This is a genomic window from Herbiconiux sp. 320_LB, assembly GCF_059691755.1.
Genome location: NZ_JCAWAD010000001.1, coordinates 260,749 through 275,797, shown reverse-complemented (window position 1 = coordinate 275,797; position 15,049 = coordinate 260,749). Strand labels below are relative to the sequence as shown.

The 15,049-nt window shown below is 68.4% G+C and carries 15 protein-coding genes; 7 read left to right on the top strand and 8 right to left on the bottom strand.

Annotated elements, in window-relative coordinates:
- Positions 1-78: 78 nt before the first annotated feature.
- Genes AC59HU_RS01240 through AC59HU_RS01230 form a run of 3 tightly spaced genes read left to right on the top strand, consistent with a single transcriptional unit; the run spans position 79 to position 1,441 of the window.
- Positions 79-375, top strand: a complete 297-nt coding sequence (locus AC59HU_RS01240) for a DUF3099 domain-containing protein (RefSeq protein ID WP_497221494.1) — start codon at positions 79-81, stop codon at positions 373-375.
- A complete protein-coding gene (locus AC59HU_RS01235) occupies positions 372-608 on the top strand; it encodes a hypothetical protein (RefSeq protein ID WP_497221493.1) in 237 nt (78 codons plus the stop codon). Before AC59HU_RS01240 ends, AC59HU_RS01235 begins: the two co-directional genes overlap by 4 nt.
- On the top strand, positions 608-1,441 hold the full coding sequence (locus AC59HU_RS01230; protein ID WP_497221492.1) for an SURF1 family cytochrome oxidase biogenesis protein: 834 nt from the start codon (positions 608-610) through the stop codon (positions 1,439-1,441). Before AC59HU_RS01235 ends, AC59HU_RS01230 begins: the two co-directional genes overlap by 1 nt.
- A 57-nt stretch (positions 1,442-1,498) precedes the next feature.
- Here the strand turns inward: AC59HU_RS01230 and AC59HU_RS01225 are convergent, their stop codons facing one another.
- Complete coding sequence (locus AC59HU_RS01225) at positions 1,499-3,097, bottom strand: ABC-F family ATP-binding cassette domain-containing protein (RefSeq protein ID WP_497221491.1); 1,599 nt, start codon at positions 3,095-3,097, stop codon at positions 1,499-1,501.
- Positions 3,098-3,229: 132 nt separating this feature from the next.
- On the opposite strand from AC59HU_RS01225, the gene AC59HU_RS01220 reads away from it, so the two are divergent.
- The gene (locus tag AC59HU_RS01220; protein WP_497221490.1) at positions 3,230-3,814 is read left to right on the top strand and encodes a biotin transporter BioY; all 585 of its coding nucleotides are present in this window, start codon (positions 3,230-3,232) and stop codon (positions 3,812-3,814) included.
- A 77-nt stretch (positions 3,815-3,891) separates the two neighbouring features.
- On the opposite strand, the gene AC59HU_RS01215 is transcribed toward AC59HU_RS01220, so the two are convergent.
- The 7 genes from AC59HU_RS01215 to AC59HU_RS01185 all read right to left on the bottom strand — a co-directional run bounded on the left by AC59HU_RS01215 (position 3,892) and on the right by AC59HU_RS01185 (position 9,979).
- Positions 3,892-4,221, bottom strand: coding sequence for a metal-sulfur cluster assembly factor (locus AC59HU_RS01215; RefSeq protein ID WP_497221489.1), 330 nt, complete (start codon positions 4,219-4,221; stop codon positions 3,892-3,894).
- Between the two features lie 4 nt (positions 4,222-4,225).
- Positions 4,226-4,990 carry a Fe-S cluster assembly ATPase SufC gene (gene sufC / locus AC59HU_RS01210; RefSeq protein WP_497221488.1) on the bottom strand — a complete coding sequence of 255 codons (765 nt, stop codon included), beginning with the start codon at positions 4,988-4,990 and terminating at the stop codon, positions 4,226-4,228.
- Position 4,991: 1 nt separating this feature from the next.
- A complete protein-coding gene (locus AC59HU_RS01205) occupies positions 4,992-5,318 on the bottom strand; it encodes a non-heme iron oxygenase ferredoxin subunit (protein ID WP_497221487.1) in 327 nt (108 codons plus the stop codon).
- Between the two features lie 4 nt (positions 5,319-5,322).
- Positions 5,323-6,549, bottom strand: coding sequence for a Fe-S cluster assembly protein SufD (gene sufD / locus AC59HU_RS01200; RefSeq protein ID WP_497221486.1), 1,227 nt, complete (start codon positions 6,547-6,549; stop codon positions 5,323-5,325).
- 2 nt (positions 6,550-6,551) lie between these two features.
- The gene (gene sufB / locus AC59HU_RS01195) at positions 6,552-7,970 is read right to left on the bottom strand and encodes a Fe-S cluster assembly protein SufB (RefSeq protein WP_497221485.1); all 1,419 of its coding nucleotides are present in this window, start codon (positions 7,968-7,970) and stop codon (positions 6,552-6,554) included.
- Between the two features lie 114 nt (positions 7,971-8,084).
- On the bottom strand, positions 8,085-9,050 hold the full coding sequence (locus AC59HU_RS01190; RefSeq protein ID WP_497221484.1) for a COX15/CtaA family protein: 966 nt from the start codon (positions 9,048-9,050) through the stop codon (positions 8,085-8,087).
- An 8-nt stretch (positions 9,051-9,058) separates the two neighbouring features.
- Positions 9,059-9,979: a heme o synthase gene (locus AC59HU_RS01185; RefSeq protein ID WP_497221483.1), complete on the bottom strand. Its 921-nt coding sequence runs from the start codon at positions 9,977-9,979 to the stop codon at positions 9,059-9,061.
- Positions 9,980-10,162: 183 nt separating this feature from the next.
- Here AC59HU_RS01185 and tkt point away from each other — a divergent pair, with 183 nt between their 5' ends.
- The 3 genes from tkt to AC59HU_RS01170 are packed head-to-tail and all read left to right on the top strand — an operon-like array spanning position 10,163 to position 15,028.
- A complete protein-coding gene (gene tkt, locus AC59HU_RS01180; protein WP_497221482.1) occupies positions 10,163-12,256 on the top strand; it encodes a transketolase in 2,094 nt (697 codons plus the stop codon).
- Between the two features lie 58 nt (positions 12,257-12,314).
- On the top strand, positions 12,315-13,427 hold the full coding sequence (tal, locus tag AC59HU_RS01175) for a transaldolase (protein WP_497221481.1): 1,113 nt from the start codon (positions 12,315-12,317) through the stop codon (positions 13,425-13,427).
- Positions 13,424-15,028, top strand: a complete 1,605-nt coding sequence (locus AC59HU_RS01170) for a phosphoglucose isomerase-related protein (RefSeq protein WP_497221480.1) — start codon at positions 13,424-13,426, stop codon at positions 15,026-15,028. Before tal ends, AC59HU_RS01170 begins: the two co-directional genes overlap by 4 nt.
- The last annotated feature ends 21 nt before the right edge of the window (positions 15,029-15,049 follow it).

The following is a 15,049-nucleotide window of genomic DNA, read 5'->3' as shown; positions in this document are numbered from 1 at the left end:
CTGGTGGTCCTGACTTCGTGATGACGTTGGGCCGTACCAGCTTAGGAGCAGTTTTCGGAGCGTAGGCTTAGGCCAACCATGAAGCAGCGGCAGCAGTCGATCACGAGCCTTCCGAAGTCCCCCGAGGACGAGCGGCGCTCCCGCATGATCAAGTACATGATCACGATGTCGATCCGCATCGTCTGCCTGATCCTGATGCTCTTCGTGAAGGGCTGGTGGCTCGCGGTCGTCGCCGCCGGAGCCATCCTCCTCCCCTACTTCGCCGTGGTCCTCGGCAACGTCGGCACCTCGTGGACCAGCAAGGCCGAGCGCCCCACCGCCATCGAGGTCTACCGCCGTCCCGTCGGTCTGGACGACGAGGAGCCCCGACCGTGAGCCTGCTCTCGTCCCTCGGACGGGAGCCCGGCGCGGAGGAGTGCTCCCGCGCGGGCTGCCGCGCCGACGCGACCTGGCGTATCGAGTGGCGCAACCCCCGCATCCACGCCGAGGACCGGCGCAAGACCTGGCTCGCCTGCGACGAGCACCGGGAGTACCTCCGCGAGTTCCTCGCGGCGCGCGACTTCCCGCTCGAGGAGCTGCCGATGACCGCACGGCCGGTGCAGAGCTGATGGGCTGGCGTTTCCTGCTGCACCGCCGCTGGGCGGGGTACCTCGCGATCACGGTCGTGTTCGCGATCGTCTGCGTGCTGCTGGCGATGTGGCAGCTGGCCCGGCGCGACGAGGCGGTGGCCGAGATCAACCGGGTGTCCTCGAACTACGACGCCCCGGCCACTCCCCTGGCCGACGTGCTGCCCGCGCTCGACTCCTACGACCCCGCCGACGAGTGGCGCACCGTCTCGATGACCGGGAGCTACCTCGCCGACGACCAGCTGCTGGTGCGCAACCGGCCGCTCGGCGGCGACGTCGGCTTCGACGTGCTGGTGCCGTTCCAGCTCGCGAACGGCGACGTCTTCATCGTCGACCGCGGCTGGGTGCCGACCGGTCAGCAGCAGAACCTGCCCGACACCATCCCGGCCGCCCCCACCGGCACGGTCTCGGTCGTCGTGCGGCTGAAGGCGGGCGAACCGCGGATCGGCAACGGCGACCTCGAGAACGGTCAGCTCGCCAGCATCGAATTGCCCGTCGTCGCCGAGCAGATCGACCGGCCGATCTACTCGGCCGCCTACGGGCTGCTCGCCTCCGAGGATCCGGCGCCGGCCGAGCGCCCGACGGCGATGCCGAAACCGACGCCGGATGAGGGGGCTCACCTCTCGTACACGTTCCAGTGGTTCTGCTTCGGCATCCTCGCCTTCGTCGGGCTCGGCTACATCATCCGCCAGGAGTACCGGCGGGCGAACGAGGACGACCCCGAGGAGCAGGAGCGCGCCGCCGAGCGCGAGCGCCGGCGGCTGGCCAGGAAGAGCGACGCTCAGGTCGAGGACGAGATCCTCGACCAACGGTGATCCGAACAGATCCCGGAGGCCGGCGGGGGCCAGCCGACGGGCCCGGCGCCGACGGCCTCAGGCCAGCGAGATCAGGTCCGCGTAGTCCTTGTTCCAGTGGTCCTCGACGCCGTCCGGCAGGATCAGCACCCGCTCGGGGTTGAGCGCCTCGACCGCGCCCTCGTCGTGGCTGACCAGCACGACCGCGCCCTCGTAGTGCGCGAGCGCATCCAGGATCTCCTCGCGGCTGGCGGGGTCGAGGTTGTTCGTCGGCTCGTCCAGCAGCAGCACGTTGGCGCCCGAGACCACGATCATCGCCAGCGCGAGCCGGGTCTTCTCACCACCGGAGAGCACGCCGGCCGGCTTGTGCGAGTCGTCGCCGGTGAACAGGAACGACCCGAGCACGCGCCGCGCCTCGGTCTCGGTGAGGTTCGGCGAGGCCGACACCATGTTCTCCAGCACCGAGCGCTTCACGTCGATGGTCTCGTGCTCCTGGGCGTAATAGCCGATCCGCAGCCCGTGGCCCGGCTCGAGCTGACCCGTGTCGGGCTTGTCCACGCCGCCCAGGATGCGCAGCAGCGTCGTCTTGCCGGCACCGTTCAGCCCCAGGATGACCACCTTCGAGCCGCGGTCGATCGCGAGGTCGACGGCGGTGAAGATCTCCAGCGAGCCGTAGCTCTTGGAGAGGTTCGAGGCCATCAGGGGCGTGCGGCCGCAGGCGACCGGGGTCGGGAAGCGCAGCTTGGCGACGCGGTCGACCTCGCGCACCTCCTCGAGTCCGGAGAGCATCTTCTCGGCGCGCGCCACCATCTGGTGGGCCGCGGCGGCCTTGGAGGCCTTCGCACCGAAGCGCGCCGCCTGCAGCTGCAGCTGCGTCGCCTTCTTCTCGACGTTGACGCGCTCCTTCTTGCGGCGCTCCTCGTCGGCCTCGCGCTGCTTGAGGTAGTTGCGCCAGTTCATGTTGTAGACGTCGATGACCTGACGGTTGGCGTCGAGGTAGAACACCCGGTTCACGGTCTCGCCGACGAGCTCGATGTCGTGACTGATCACGATGAAGCCGCCGTTGTAGGTCTTGAGGAACTCGCGCAGCCACACCACGCTGTCGGCGTCGAGGTGGTTGGTCGGCTCGTCGAGGATCAGGGTCTCCGCATCCGAGAACAGGATGCGCGCGAGCTCGATGCGGCGGCGCTGACCACCCGAGAGCGTCTTCAGCGGCTGGTCGAGGATGCGGTCGGGCAGGCTCAGGTTGCTCGCGATCGAGGCGGCCTCGGCCTCGGCCGCGTACCCGCCGAGAGCGTCGAAGCGCTCGGTGAGGTTGCCGTAGCGCTTCATCGCGGCCTCGCTGACCTTCGGGTCGTCCGAGGCCATCGCCATCGACGACTCCTGCATCCCCTCCAGCAGCGAACCCAGACCGCGGGCGTTCAGGATGCGCGTGCGGGCCAGCTCCTCGGGGTCGCCGGAACGCGGGTCCTGCGGCAGGTAGCCGAGCTCGCCTGAGCGCTGGACCGCGCCCTCGGCGGGCTGGAGGTCGCCCGCGAGCACCTTGGTGAGAGTGGTCTTGCCCGCGCCGTTGCGGCCCACGAGCCCGACCTTGTCGCCGGGGCCGACTCGGAACGACACGTCCTCCATGAGGGTTCGTGCGCCGACCCGGATCGCCAGGTCTGAAACGCTGAGCACAGAGATATCCAATTCTTTTCGTGGTGTCGCCACAACGCGAGGGGGGAGGGAAGCTTCTAGTATATTTCGAGGGACGCCCCCGGCTGTACGACGTTCGCTCTCAGCCCGTGTCCCGCCCCGAAGAGGAGATGCATGTCCACCCTGTCTTTGGCCGCCGGCCGCCCCACTCTCGCTGATCGCCTGGTCAGCCGCAGCATCCTCACCGACGTGATGCTCGTCGCCGGCGGAGCCGCCCTGACCGGTCTGCTGGCGCAGGTGTCGATCCCGCTCTGGCCGGTGCCGATCACGGGCCAGACCCTCGCGGTGCTCCTGGTGGGCTCGACGCTCGGCGCTCTCCGCGGGGCCCTGTCGATGGTGCTCTACGCGGTGCTGGGTGTCGTGGGCGTGCCGTGGTTCAGCGACGCCAGCGCGGGCCTGCACGTCATCGCCGGCCCCACGGGCGGCTACATCATCGGTTTCATCGTGGCCGCCGGTCTCACCGGCTGGCTCGCGCAGCGCAGCTGGGACCGCCGGGTCCTCGGCGCCTTCGTCTCGTTCATGGCCGGCACCGGCGTGACCTTCGCGATCGGCCTCCCCTGGCTCGCCGCCTCGCTCGGGCTGAACCTCGAGCAGACCCTCCAGTCGGGCCTGTACCCGTTCCTCATCGGCGGCGTGATCAAGGCGCTCCTCGCGGCCGGCATCATCCCCCTCGCCTGGAAGCTCACCGCCCGCAAGTAGTCCGCGGGCACGAAAAAGGTCCCACCCGATCAGATCGGGATGGGACCTTTTTCGTGCCTGAAGAATTCAGGTGCAGATCAGATGGAGAAGCCGAGGGCCCGCATCATGTCGCGACCGTCGTCCGTGATCTTGTCCGGGCCCCACGGCGGCATCCAGACCCAGTTGATCCGGAACTGGTCGACCACGCCGTCCAGCGCCTCGGCCGTCTGCTCCTCGAGCACGTCGGTGAGCGGGCAGCCGGCGCTCGTGAGCGTCATGCTGATGACCAGGGCGTCCTGCTCCGAGTCCCAGCCGAGGTCGTAGATCAGGCCGAGGTCGACGATGTTGACGCCGAGCTCCGGGTCCATCACGTCTTTGAGAGCTTCCTCGACCTGGTCGAAGAGCTGAGGTTCGAGTGTCGTGACCATATCGTTATCCTACGGTCGTCTCGGCGAGAAAGCGATCGTAGCCCTCGTTCTCGAGGCGCACGGCGAGCTCGGGGCCGCCCTGCTCCGCGACCTTGCCGGCGACGAACACGTGCACGAAGTCGGGCTTCACGTAGCGCAGGATTCGGTTGTAGTGGGTGATCAGCAGGATGCCCATTCCGGTGTTCTCCTTGGCGCGGTTGACGCCCTCGGAGACGATCTTGAGCGCATCCACGTCGAGGCCGGAGTCGGTCTCGTCGAGCACCGCGAACTTCGGCTTGAGCAGCTCGAGCTGGAGGATCTCGTTGCGCTTCTTCTCGCCGCCGGAGAAGCCCTCGTTGACGTTGCGCTCCCGGAAGGACTTGTCCATCCGCAGCGCCTTCATCGAGGCGTCGAGGTCCTTGATCCAGCCGCGGATGGCCGGGGCCTCGCCGTCGATCGCGGTCTTCGCGGTGCGGAGGAAGTTCGACACCGAGACGCCGGGGATCTCGACCGGGTACTGCATGGCGAGGAACAGGCCCGCGCGGGCGCGCTCGTCGACGGACTTGTCGAGCATCTCCTCGCCGTCGAGCGTGACGGAGCCGCCCTCGACGTGGTACTTCGGGTGCCCGGCGATCGCGTAGGCCAGCGTCGACTTGCCCGATCCGTTGGGGCCCATGATCGCGTGGGTCTCGCCCTCGCCGACGGTGAGGTCGACGCCACGGAGGATCTGCTTGGTCCCCTGCTCGGTCTCGACGCTCACCTGGAGGTCTTCGATCTTCAGAACCGACATGCTAATCAATCACTTTCGTCACGGTTGGGTCGATGTAGATGTCCCCGTCGATCACCTGGATCTCGAACACGGGGACGGGCTCGTAGGCCGGGAGCGTCAGCGGCTTCCCGGTCTCGAGCGAGAACTTGGAGCCATGGGCCCAGCACTCGAGCGTGTCGTCCTCCACGAAACCCTCGGCGAGCGAGATGTCGCCGTGGGTGCAGGTGTCGCCGATCGCGTGGCACTCGCCCGCGCTGTCTTTGACGAGGGCGATCGCGACGCCGTCGACGACGACGCGGAGGGCCTGGTTCACCGGCACGTCCTCGAACGCGCAGACCTTCTCGGCCATGGTGCTACTCCCCCGCCTGGGCGGCGAGCAGCTCGGCCTCGATCGCCTCGGACAGGCGGGCCTCGAGCGACTCGGAGCCGATCTGCTGGATGATCTCGGCCAGGAAGCCGCGGACCACGAGCCGGCGGGCCTCCTCCTCGGTGATGCCGCGCGACTGCAGGTAGAACAGCTGCTCGTCGTCGAACCGGCCGGTCGAGGAGGCGTGCCCCGCACCGAGGATGTTGCCCGTCTCGATCTCGAGGTTCGGGATGCTGTCGGCCCGGGTTCCCTCGCTGAGCACGAGGTTGCGGTTCTGCTCGTAGCTGTCGGTGCCGTCGGCGTGCGGGCCGATCAGCACGTCGCCCACCCAGACGGTGTGGGCGCCCTCGCCCTGGAGCGCACCCTTGTAGTTGACGCGGCTGCGCGTGTTGGCGGCGACGTGGTCGACGTAGGGGCGCTGCTCGAAGTACTGCCCCGCATCCGCGAAGTAGAGACCGAAGGAGTCGATCGACGCCCCCGGCTCCACCAGGTGGAATGAGGGGTTCACCCGCACGACCGAGCCGCCGAGCGACACGATGACGTGCTTGAGCGAGGCGTCACGGCCGATCCGCGCGAAGTGGCTCGAGAGGTGCAGCGCCGAGTCGTCCCACTCCTGCACCGTCACGACCGTGAGCTGCGCGTTGTCGCGCACCACGATCTCGACGTTCTCGGAGAGGTTGGCCTGACCGGCGTGCTCCAGGATGACCGTGCCGCGGCTGTTGGCCGCGGCCTCGATCACGACGTGCGCGGCCCGGGCGGAACCGTCGAAGCGGTCACGGCGCACGACCGTCTCCTGGCCGTCCTCACCGGTGACCAGGATGTGCAGGGCCTTCTCGGTACGGGACCAGGCGTTCGCCGAGGCCCGCTCTTCCGGGGCGCCGGCCGAGCCGACCAGTGCGTCGGAGCGGTCGATCCAGTCGACCGTCGCCCCGCCGTTCTCGGTGTAGCTGAACGCCGTCGGGGAGCCGTCCACCTCATCCGAGATGAGGTGCGCGACCTTGGCGAGGGGAACGAACTTCCACTCGAACTCACGGCCGGTGACCGCCTCGAAGTCCTCGGGCGAGGTGGAGGTGAACCGCTCGGAACGGGTCTGCACCGGCACGAAGGCCGAGCCGCCGTCGGAGTGCGCCTGAAGCCCGTGCTGAGCCGGGTCGGGTCGCTCGATCAGGGGTGCGGCCGGCTGATCCGTCGCGGAAATCTGGGGTGCCGCCATCTTTAGCCGACGCTGCCTTCCATGCCCATCTCGATGAGCTTGTTCAGTTCGAGTGCGTATTCCATCGGGAGTTCCCGGGCGATCGGCTCGATGAAGCCGCGCACGATCATCGCCATCGCCTCGTCCTCCGGGAGGCCGCGCGACATGAGGTAGAACAGCTGCTCCTCGGAGACCTTCGAGACCGTGGCCTCGTGCCCGAGCTGCACGTCGTCGACCCGGATGTCGATGGCCGGGTAGGTGTCCGACCGCGAGATCGTGTCGACCAGCAGCGCGTCGCACCGCACGGTGTTCGCCGAGTGGTGCGCGTTCTCGGCCACCCGGACCTCGCCGCGGTACCCGGCACGACCACCGCCGCGGGCGATCGACTTCGAGACGATCGAGGACTGCGTGTACGGCGCCATGTGGATCATCTTCGCGCCGGCGTCCTGGTGCTGGCCGGGGCCCGCGAACGCGACCGAGAGGGTCTCGCCCTTGGCGTGCTCGCCGACCAGGTAGATCGAGGGGTACTTCATCGTCACCTTGGAGCCGATGTTGCCGTCGATCCACTCCATGGTCGCGCCCTCGTGCGCGATCGCACGCTTGGTGACCAGGTTGTAGACGTTGTTCGACCAGTTCTGGATCGTCGTGTAACGCACGCGGGCGTTCTTCTTCACGATGATCTCGACGACCGCGGAGTGCAGCGAGTCGCTCTTGTAGATCGGAGCCGTGCAGCCCTCGATGTAGTGCACGTAGCTGCCCTCGTCGGCGATGATCAGCGTGCGCTCGAACTGGCCCATGTTCTCCGTGTTGATACGGAAGTAGGCCTGCAGCGGGATCTCGACGTGGACGCCCTTGGGCACGTAGACGAAGGAGCCGCCCGACCATACGGCGGTGTTCAGCGCGGCGAACTTGTTGTCGCCGGAGGGGATGACGGTGCCGAAGTACTCGTCGAAGAACTCGGGGTGCTCGCGGAGCGCGGTGTCCGTGTCCATGAAGATGACGCCCTGGGCCTCGAGGTCTTCGCGGATCTGGTGGTAGACCACCTCGGACTCGTACTGCGCGGCCACGCCGGAGACGAGGCGCTGGCGCTCCGCCTCGGGGATGCCGAGCTTCTCGTAGGTGTTCTTGATGTCGTCCGGCAGGTCGTCCCAGGTCTGGGCCTGCTTCTCCGTGGAGCGGACGAAGTACTTGATGTTGTCGAAGTCGATGCCCGAGAGGTCGGCGCCCCAGGTCGGCATGGGCTTGCGGCCGAAGATCTGAAGGGCCTTCAGGCGCGTCTTCAGCATCCATTCCGGCTCGTTCTTCAGGGCCGAGATGTTCGCGACGACCGCCTCGTTGATCCCGCGCTTGGCGGAAGCCCCTGCAGCGTCGGAGTCGGACCAGCCGAACTCGTACACCCCCAGGTTCTCGAGTTCCGGTCGGTCGATGAGGACGTCTGACATGACTGACTCCCTTCCTTAGTGCTAGCAACCTCGAAGAGGCCTCCGACATTCCATCGTCGCATCGAACTATTTGTCGAGCCGGGACTATGGGCGGATTGTGTGCCGGGAGGATACCTACGCGTTAAGAACGGGTTCCTGGGACTTCATTGTATACGTGCTCTCTCGGGGCGGGGCCCAGAGTTGCGGATGCACATCCAGCAGCACCCGGAGCACTCCCACCCAGACCAGGGCCGAGCCGAGCAGGTGCAGCACGACCAGCCACTCCGGCAGGCCGAGCAGCGACTGGGCCAGTCCGATGCCGGCCTGCAGGATGACGACCGCGACGAAGGTGGCGGCCCGCCGGCGCGCGAGCGTGGCGCCCGGGATGCGGGAGACCAGCACCAGCAGGAGCACGCCGAGCACCAGCGACAGCGTGCCGAGCACGCCGTGCAGGATCGTCACCTGCTCCCAGACGAATGGCATGCGGGGCACGTCGGCCGAGTCGCCCGCGTGCGGGCCGGTTCCGGTGACGAGCGTGCCGGCGATGATCAGGATCGCGGTGACGACCACGAGTGCCCAGGCGAGCATCCGGACCCCGCGCGGGAAGGTCACCGCCGCCGACTGGCCGCGGTGCGCGCGGTGCCAGGTGAGGGTCGTGGTGGTCAGCAGCGCGACCGCCATCAGGAAGTGCATCGCGACGACCCAGGGGTTGAGGTCGGTGCGGACGGTCACTCCCCCGGCGATGGCGTTCGCGACGACGAGCCAGAACTGCGACCAGGCCAGCCGCGTCATGCTGCGCACCCGCGGCTTCTGCAGGCGGGCGGCGACGATGGCCCAGCCCACGGCGAGGATCAGCACGCCCGTGAGCGCCCGGTTGGTGAACTCGATGAAGCCGTGGATGCCGAGCTCGGCGGTCGTGGCGATCGAGGTGCCGTCGCAGGTCGGCCAGGTCGGGCAGCCGAGCCCGGAACCGGTCACCCGCACGACCCCGCCGGTCACGATGATCAGGATGCTGACGATCAGCGCCGCCGTCGTGCCCCAGCGCAGGGCGCGGGGGGTGAGGGTGACGCGCTCGGCGAGCCAGCTGAAGGGGGTGGTCATCTCGCTCCTCAGAACGGGAGCAGCGGATCGATGGCCACCGCGAGGAAGATCAGGGTCAGGTAGGTGATCGAGCCGTGGAACACGCGCATCGGCTTGATCGTGAGATCGCGGATCGAGCGGCTGTACAACCGGTGCGACTCGTAGAGGAACCAGGCGCCCGCGAGCACGGCGGTGGCCGAGTAGACCAGGCCCATGTGGCCGACCGGGATCAGGAGGAGCGAGCAGGCCACCATCGCCCAGGCGTAGAGCACGATCTGCAGCCCCACGACCACGCGACCGCGCACGACCGCGAGCATCGGCACGCCGGCGGTCTTGTAGTCGGTGCGGTACTTCATCGACAGCGGCCAGTAGTGCGGCGGGGTCCAGAGGAAGATGATGCCGAAGAGGATGAAGGCCTCCCACGACAGCGAGTTCGTCACGGCCGCCCAGCCGATCAGCACCGGCATGCAGCCGGCGATCCCGCCCCAGACGATGTTCTGCGGGGTGCGGCGCTTCAGCACGAGCGTGTAGAGGAGCACGTAGATGAGGATCGCGGTGAGCGACAGGGCCGCGCTCAGCAGGTTGACGAAGACGGCGAGCCAGGCGATCGAGACGATGCCGACGGCCCAGGCGAAGATCAGCGCCTCGCGGTCCGAGAGCACTCCGGTGACCAGCGGCCTCTTCGACGTGCGGTTCATCACACGGTCGATGTCGCGGTCGAAGTAGCAGTTGAAGGCGCCGGCGCTCCCGGCGCTCAGCGCTCCGCCGATCAGCGTCGCGAAGACGAGCCAGAGGCTAGGGATGCCCTGCTGGGCCAGGATCATGACCGGAACGGTCGTGACGAGGAGGAGCTCGATCACCCGGGGTTTGGTCAGTGAAAAGTACGCCTTGACCTTCTCCATCGGGCTGATCCGCCGATGCTCTACCCGGCCGTCAACCGCTACGTCCATCGCTCCTCATAAACTGCCGGTGGTCATTCCCCGCGACAAGTCTATTCGATCCGGGCGGAGGACCCGTCCGCGTCCATATAATTGCAGTGCGACATAGACGTGGTGACGATCATCCTTTCAGTCTGTCTCGCACCACCACCGGAACCCGCTGACGGGTTCGCAATCAGAAGGGTCCAATACCTCGTGGCGACACTCCAATGGGAACCCATTGACGACGAAGCAGTAACGACAGCCAAGATCCTCGCGGCCGACGCCGTGGAGAAGGTCGGCAACGGCCACCCGGGAACCGCGATCAGCCTCGCGCCGGCGGCCTACCTGCTGTTTCAGAAGGTCATGCGCAAAGACCCGTCCGATCAGCACTGGCTGGGCCGGGACCGCTTCATCCTCTCGGTGGGCCACTCCTCGCTCACCCAGTACATCCAGCTCTACCTCGGCGGCTTCGGCCTCGAGCTCGACGACCTCAAGGCGCTCCGCACCTGGGGTTCGCTGACGCCCGGTCACCCCGAGTACGGCCACACCGACGGCGTCGAGATCACGACCGGCCCGCTGGGCCAGGGCCTGTCCTCCTCCGTCGGCTTCGCCTACGCGCAGCGCTTCGAGCGCGGTCTGTTCGACCCCGAGGCCGCGCCCGGCACGAGCCCCTTCGACCACTACACCTACGTGATCGCCGGCGACGGCGACATGGAGGAGGGCGTGACCAGCGAGGCCTCGTCCCTCGCCGGTCACCAGCAGCTCGGCAACCTGATCGCGATCTACGACTCCAACCAGATCTCGATCGAGGACGACACGAACATCGCCTTCACCGAAGACGTCAAGGCGCGCTACGAGGCCTACCACTGGCATGTGCAGGTCGTGGACTGGAAGAAGACGGGCCAGTACGTCGAAGACGTGCAGGCGCTGTTCGACGCGATCGAGGCGGCCAAGGCCGAGACCTCGAAGCCCTCGCTGATCATCCTCAAGACGATCATCGGCTGGCCCTCGCCCAAGAAGCAGAACACCGGCAAGATCCACGGCTCCGCTCTCGGCGCCGACGAGCTCAAGGGCCTGAAGGAGGTGCTCGGGGCCGACCCCGAGCAGCACTTCGCGGTCTCCGACGCCGTCATCGAGCACACCAGGGGCCTCGTCGCCCGCGGTGCGGAGGCCCACGCCGAGTGGCGCGAGGGCTTCGACGCCTGGGCCGCCGCCAACCCGGAGAAGAAGGCCCTCCTCGACCGGCTCGAGGCCGGCGAGCTGCCGGCCGACATCGAGTCGGCGCTGCCGGTCTTCGAGCCCGGCAAAGACGTCTCGACCCGCGCGGCCTCCGGCAAGGTCATCAACGCCCTCGCCGAGGTGCTGCCGGAGTTCTGGGGCGGCTCGGCCGATCTCGCCGAGTCGAACAACACCACGATCGAGTCGGGCGCATCCTTCGTGCCCACCGAGCACTCGACCCACGAGTGGTCCGGCAACCCCTACGGCCGCGTGCTGCACTTCGGCATCCGCGAGCACGCCATGGGCGCGATCCTCAACGGCATCGTGCTGCACGGGAAGACCCGCCCCTTCGGCGGTACCTTCCTGATCTTCTCGGACTACATGCGTCCGGCCGTCCGCCTCGCCGCGCTGATGAAGGTCCCCTCGGTCTTCGTCTGGACGCACGACTCCGTCGCCCTGGGCGAGGACGGCCCGACCCACCAGCCGATCGAGCAGCTCACCGCGCTCCGCGCCATCCCTGGGCTCGACGTCGTCCGTCCCGCCGACGCGAACGAGGTCGCCTACGCCTGGCTCGAGATCCTGAACCGCCGCCACAACCCGGCCGGCATCGCACTGACCCGCCAGAACATCCCGGTGTTCGAGCGCGGCGAGGGCGACGCCTCGGGCGAGGTCTTCGCCTCCGCCGCCAACACCTCCAAGGGCGCGTACGTGCTCGCCGAGGCGCCGAACGGAACGCCGGACGTGATCTTCATCGCCACCGGCTCCGAGGTGCAGCTGGCCGTCGAGGCCCGCGAGATCCTGAAGGGCGAGGGGATCAACGCCCGCGTCGTCTCGGCCCCGTCGCTGGAGTGGTTCGAGGAGCAGTCCGAGGAGTACAAGGAGTCCGTGCTCCCCGCCGCCGTCAAGGCGCGCGTGTCGATCGAGGCCGGCATCGGCCTCGGCTGGCGCGGCTACGTCGGCGACGCCGGCCGCAGCGTCTCGATCGAGCACTTCGGCGCCTCCGCCGACTACAAGACGCTGTTCCGCGAGTTCGGCATCACCACCGAAGCCGCCGTCGAAGCCGCGAAGACCTCGCTGGCCGCCCTCTAGTCCGGCTGCATCAGCGCTCGAGAACACTAGAGAACCAGCACTTAGGAGATAGAACGAAATGACCGAATCGAACCCCACCCAGCAGCTCTCCGACGTCGGCGTCAGCATCTGGCTCGACGACCTGTCGCGTGAGCGCATCTCGTCCGGCGGACTGCAGAAGCTGATCGACGAGAAGAACGTGGTCGGTGTCACCACCAACCCGACGATCTTCGCCGCGGCCCTCGCGAAGGGCGAGTCCTACGACGAGCAGGTGAAGACCCTCGCCGCCTCCGGTACGGATGTGACCGACGCGGTCTTCGAGATCACCACCGACGACGTCGCCGCCGCGAGCGACATCTTCAAGCCGATCTACGACTCGACCAAGGGCTTCGACGGCCGCGTGTCGATCGAGGTCGAGCCGGGCCTCGCGCACGACGCCCAGGGCACGATCGCCCAGGCCAAGGCGCTGTCCGACAAGGTCGACCGCGAGAACGTGCTGATCAAGATCCCCGCGACCGTCGAGGGGCTCGAGGCGATCACCGAGACGATCGCCGCGGGCATCTCGGTCAACGTGACCCTGATCTTCTCGCTCGAGCGCTACCGCGACGTGATCAACGCCTACCTCTCCGGCCTCGAGAAGGCCAAGGAGGCCGGACACGACCTGTCGAAGATCCACTCGGTCGCCTCGTTCTTCGTGTCGCGCGTCGACACCGAGATCGACAAGCGCCTCGAGGCGATCGGCACCGACGAGGCCCTCGCGCTCAAGAGCAAGGCCGGCGTCGCCAACGCGCAGCTCGCCTACGAGGTGTGGACCCAGGCCTTCGCCACCGAGCGCGCCCTGCTGCTGCTCGAGGCCGGCGCGAACACCCAGCGTCCGCTCTGGGCCTCGACCGGTGTGAAGGACCCCTCGGTCCCCGACACCACGTACGTCGTCGAGCTGGCCGCCCCCTCGGTGGTCAACACGATGCCCGAGAAGACCCTCGACGCCCTCGCCGACCACGGTGTGGTCCGCGGCGACACGATCGCGCACACCTACGCCGAGGCCAACAAGGTCCTCGACGCCATCGGCGCGCTCGGCATCTCGTACGCCGAGGTCACCGAGCTCCTCGAGAAGGAGGGCGTGGAGAAGTTCATCGTGTCCTGGAACGAGCTCCTGGACACCGTCACGAAGGCGCTGGAAGCCGCCAAATGACCGTCGCCATCCACGTCTCGGGCGACGCGAAGACCGCGGTCCAGACCCACGTCCCGCGCCTGGTCGCCGACCTCGTCGCGTCGGGCATCACGGGTCTGGACCCGGCCCTCTGGGGTCCTGAGGCCGAGCCCGAGGCCGCGAAGCGGCTGGGCTGGACCGAGGCGGTCGCGATCTCGCGGCCCCTCGTCCCCCGGATCGAGGCGCTCCGCGAGGAGTTCCTCGCCGCCGGCCTCGACCACGTCGTGCTCGCGGGCATGGGTGGGTCCTCCCTCGCGCCCGAGGTCATCACGAAGACCCTGGGCGTGGAGCTGACGATCCTCGACTCGACGGCGCCGGAGCAGATCCGCGCCGCGATCGCGGACCGCCTGGAGCGCACGGTGCTGGTCGCGTCGTCGAAGTCGGGCGGCACGCTCGAGACCGACAGCCAGCGCCGGGCCTACGAGCAGGCGTTCCGCGACGCCGGGATCGACCCGGCCGAGCGGATCGTCATCGTGACCGACCCGGGTTCACCGCTCGAGACGCTGGCGACGGGTGCGGGCTACCGCGTCTTCCTCGCCGACCCGAACGTCGGGGGCCGGTACTCCGCCCTCACGGCGTTCGGCCTCGTGCCCTCCGGGCTCGCGGGTGCGGCGATCGACGAGCTGCTCGACGAGGCGGAGGCGATCTCGCTGAACCTCGCGGAGGACGGCGACGAGAACTTCGGCCTCATCCTCGGTGCGGCCCTGGCCGGAACGGTTCCGCTGCGGGACAAGACGGCCCTGGTCGCCGACGGCACCCACATCGTGGGCTTCCCGGACTGGGCGGAGCAGCTGATCGCCGAGTCCACGGGCAAGGACGGCAAGGGACTCCTCCCGGTCGTCCTCGACGTCGACTCCCCCGAGCTCTCCGAGAACCTGCCCGACGTGCAGATCGTGCGGCTCGTCGCCAACGCGAACGAGCACCACCTGCGGGAGCGGCACCCGGGCGAGATCCTGATCAGCGGATCGCTCGGCGCGCTGCTGCTCACCTGGGAGTACGCGATCGCGGTCGCCGGGCGCCTGCTGGGGATCGACCCCTTCGACCAGCCCGACGTCGAATCCGCGAAGGAGGCCGCGCGCGGGCTGCTCGAGGAGCGTCCCGCCAGCTCGGCCCCGTCGTTCGTCGAGGGCGGCATCGAGGTCCGGTCCGACTCCGCGGCGCTGACCGCGGCCGGCACCGTCGTCGGTGCCGTCGACGCCCTGCTCGCCCAGCTGCCCGAGGGCGGCTACGTGGCCGTCATGGCCTACGTCGACCGGCTCGAGTCGCCCGAGCTCGCGGAGCTCCGCGACCTGCTCGCGCTGCGGTCGCACCGGCCGGTCACCTTCGGCTGGGGGCCGCGCTTCCTCCACTCGACCGGGCAGTACCACAAGGGCGGCCCGGCCACCGGGGTGTTCCTGCAGATCACGGCCGACACGAACGACGATCTGGCCATCCCGGACCGCCCGTTCACGTTCGGCCAGCTCATCCAGGCGCAGGCCGCCGGCGACGCCGGGGTCCTGGCCGAGCACGGTCGTCCTGTCCTCCGCCTCAACCTGACCGACGCCGTGACCGACGTGCCGGCACTGATCAGCGCGCTGCGCTGACCGGCCGACCGCCATCCCGAG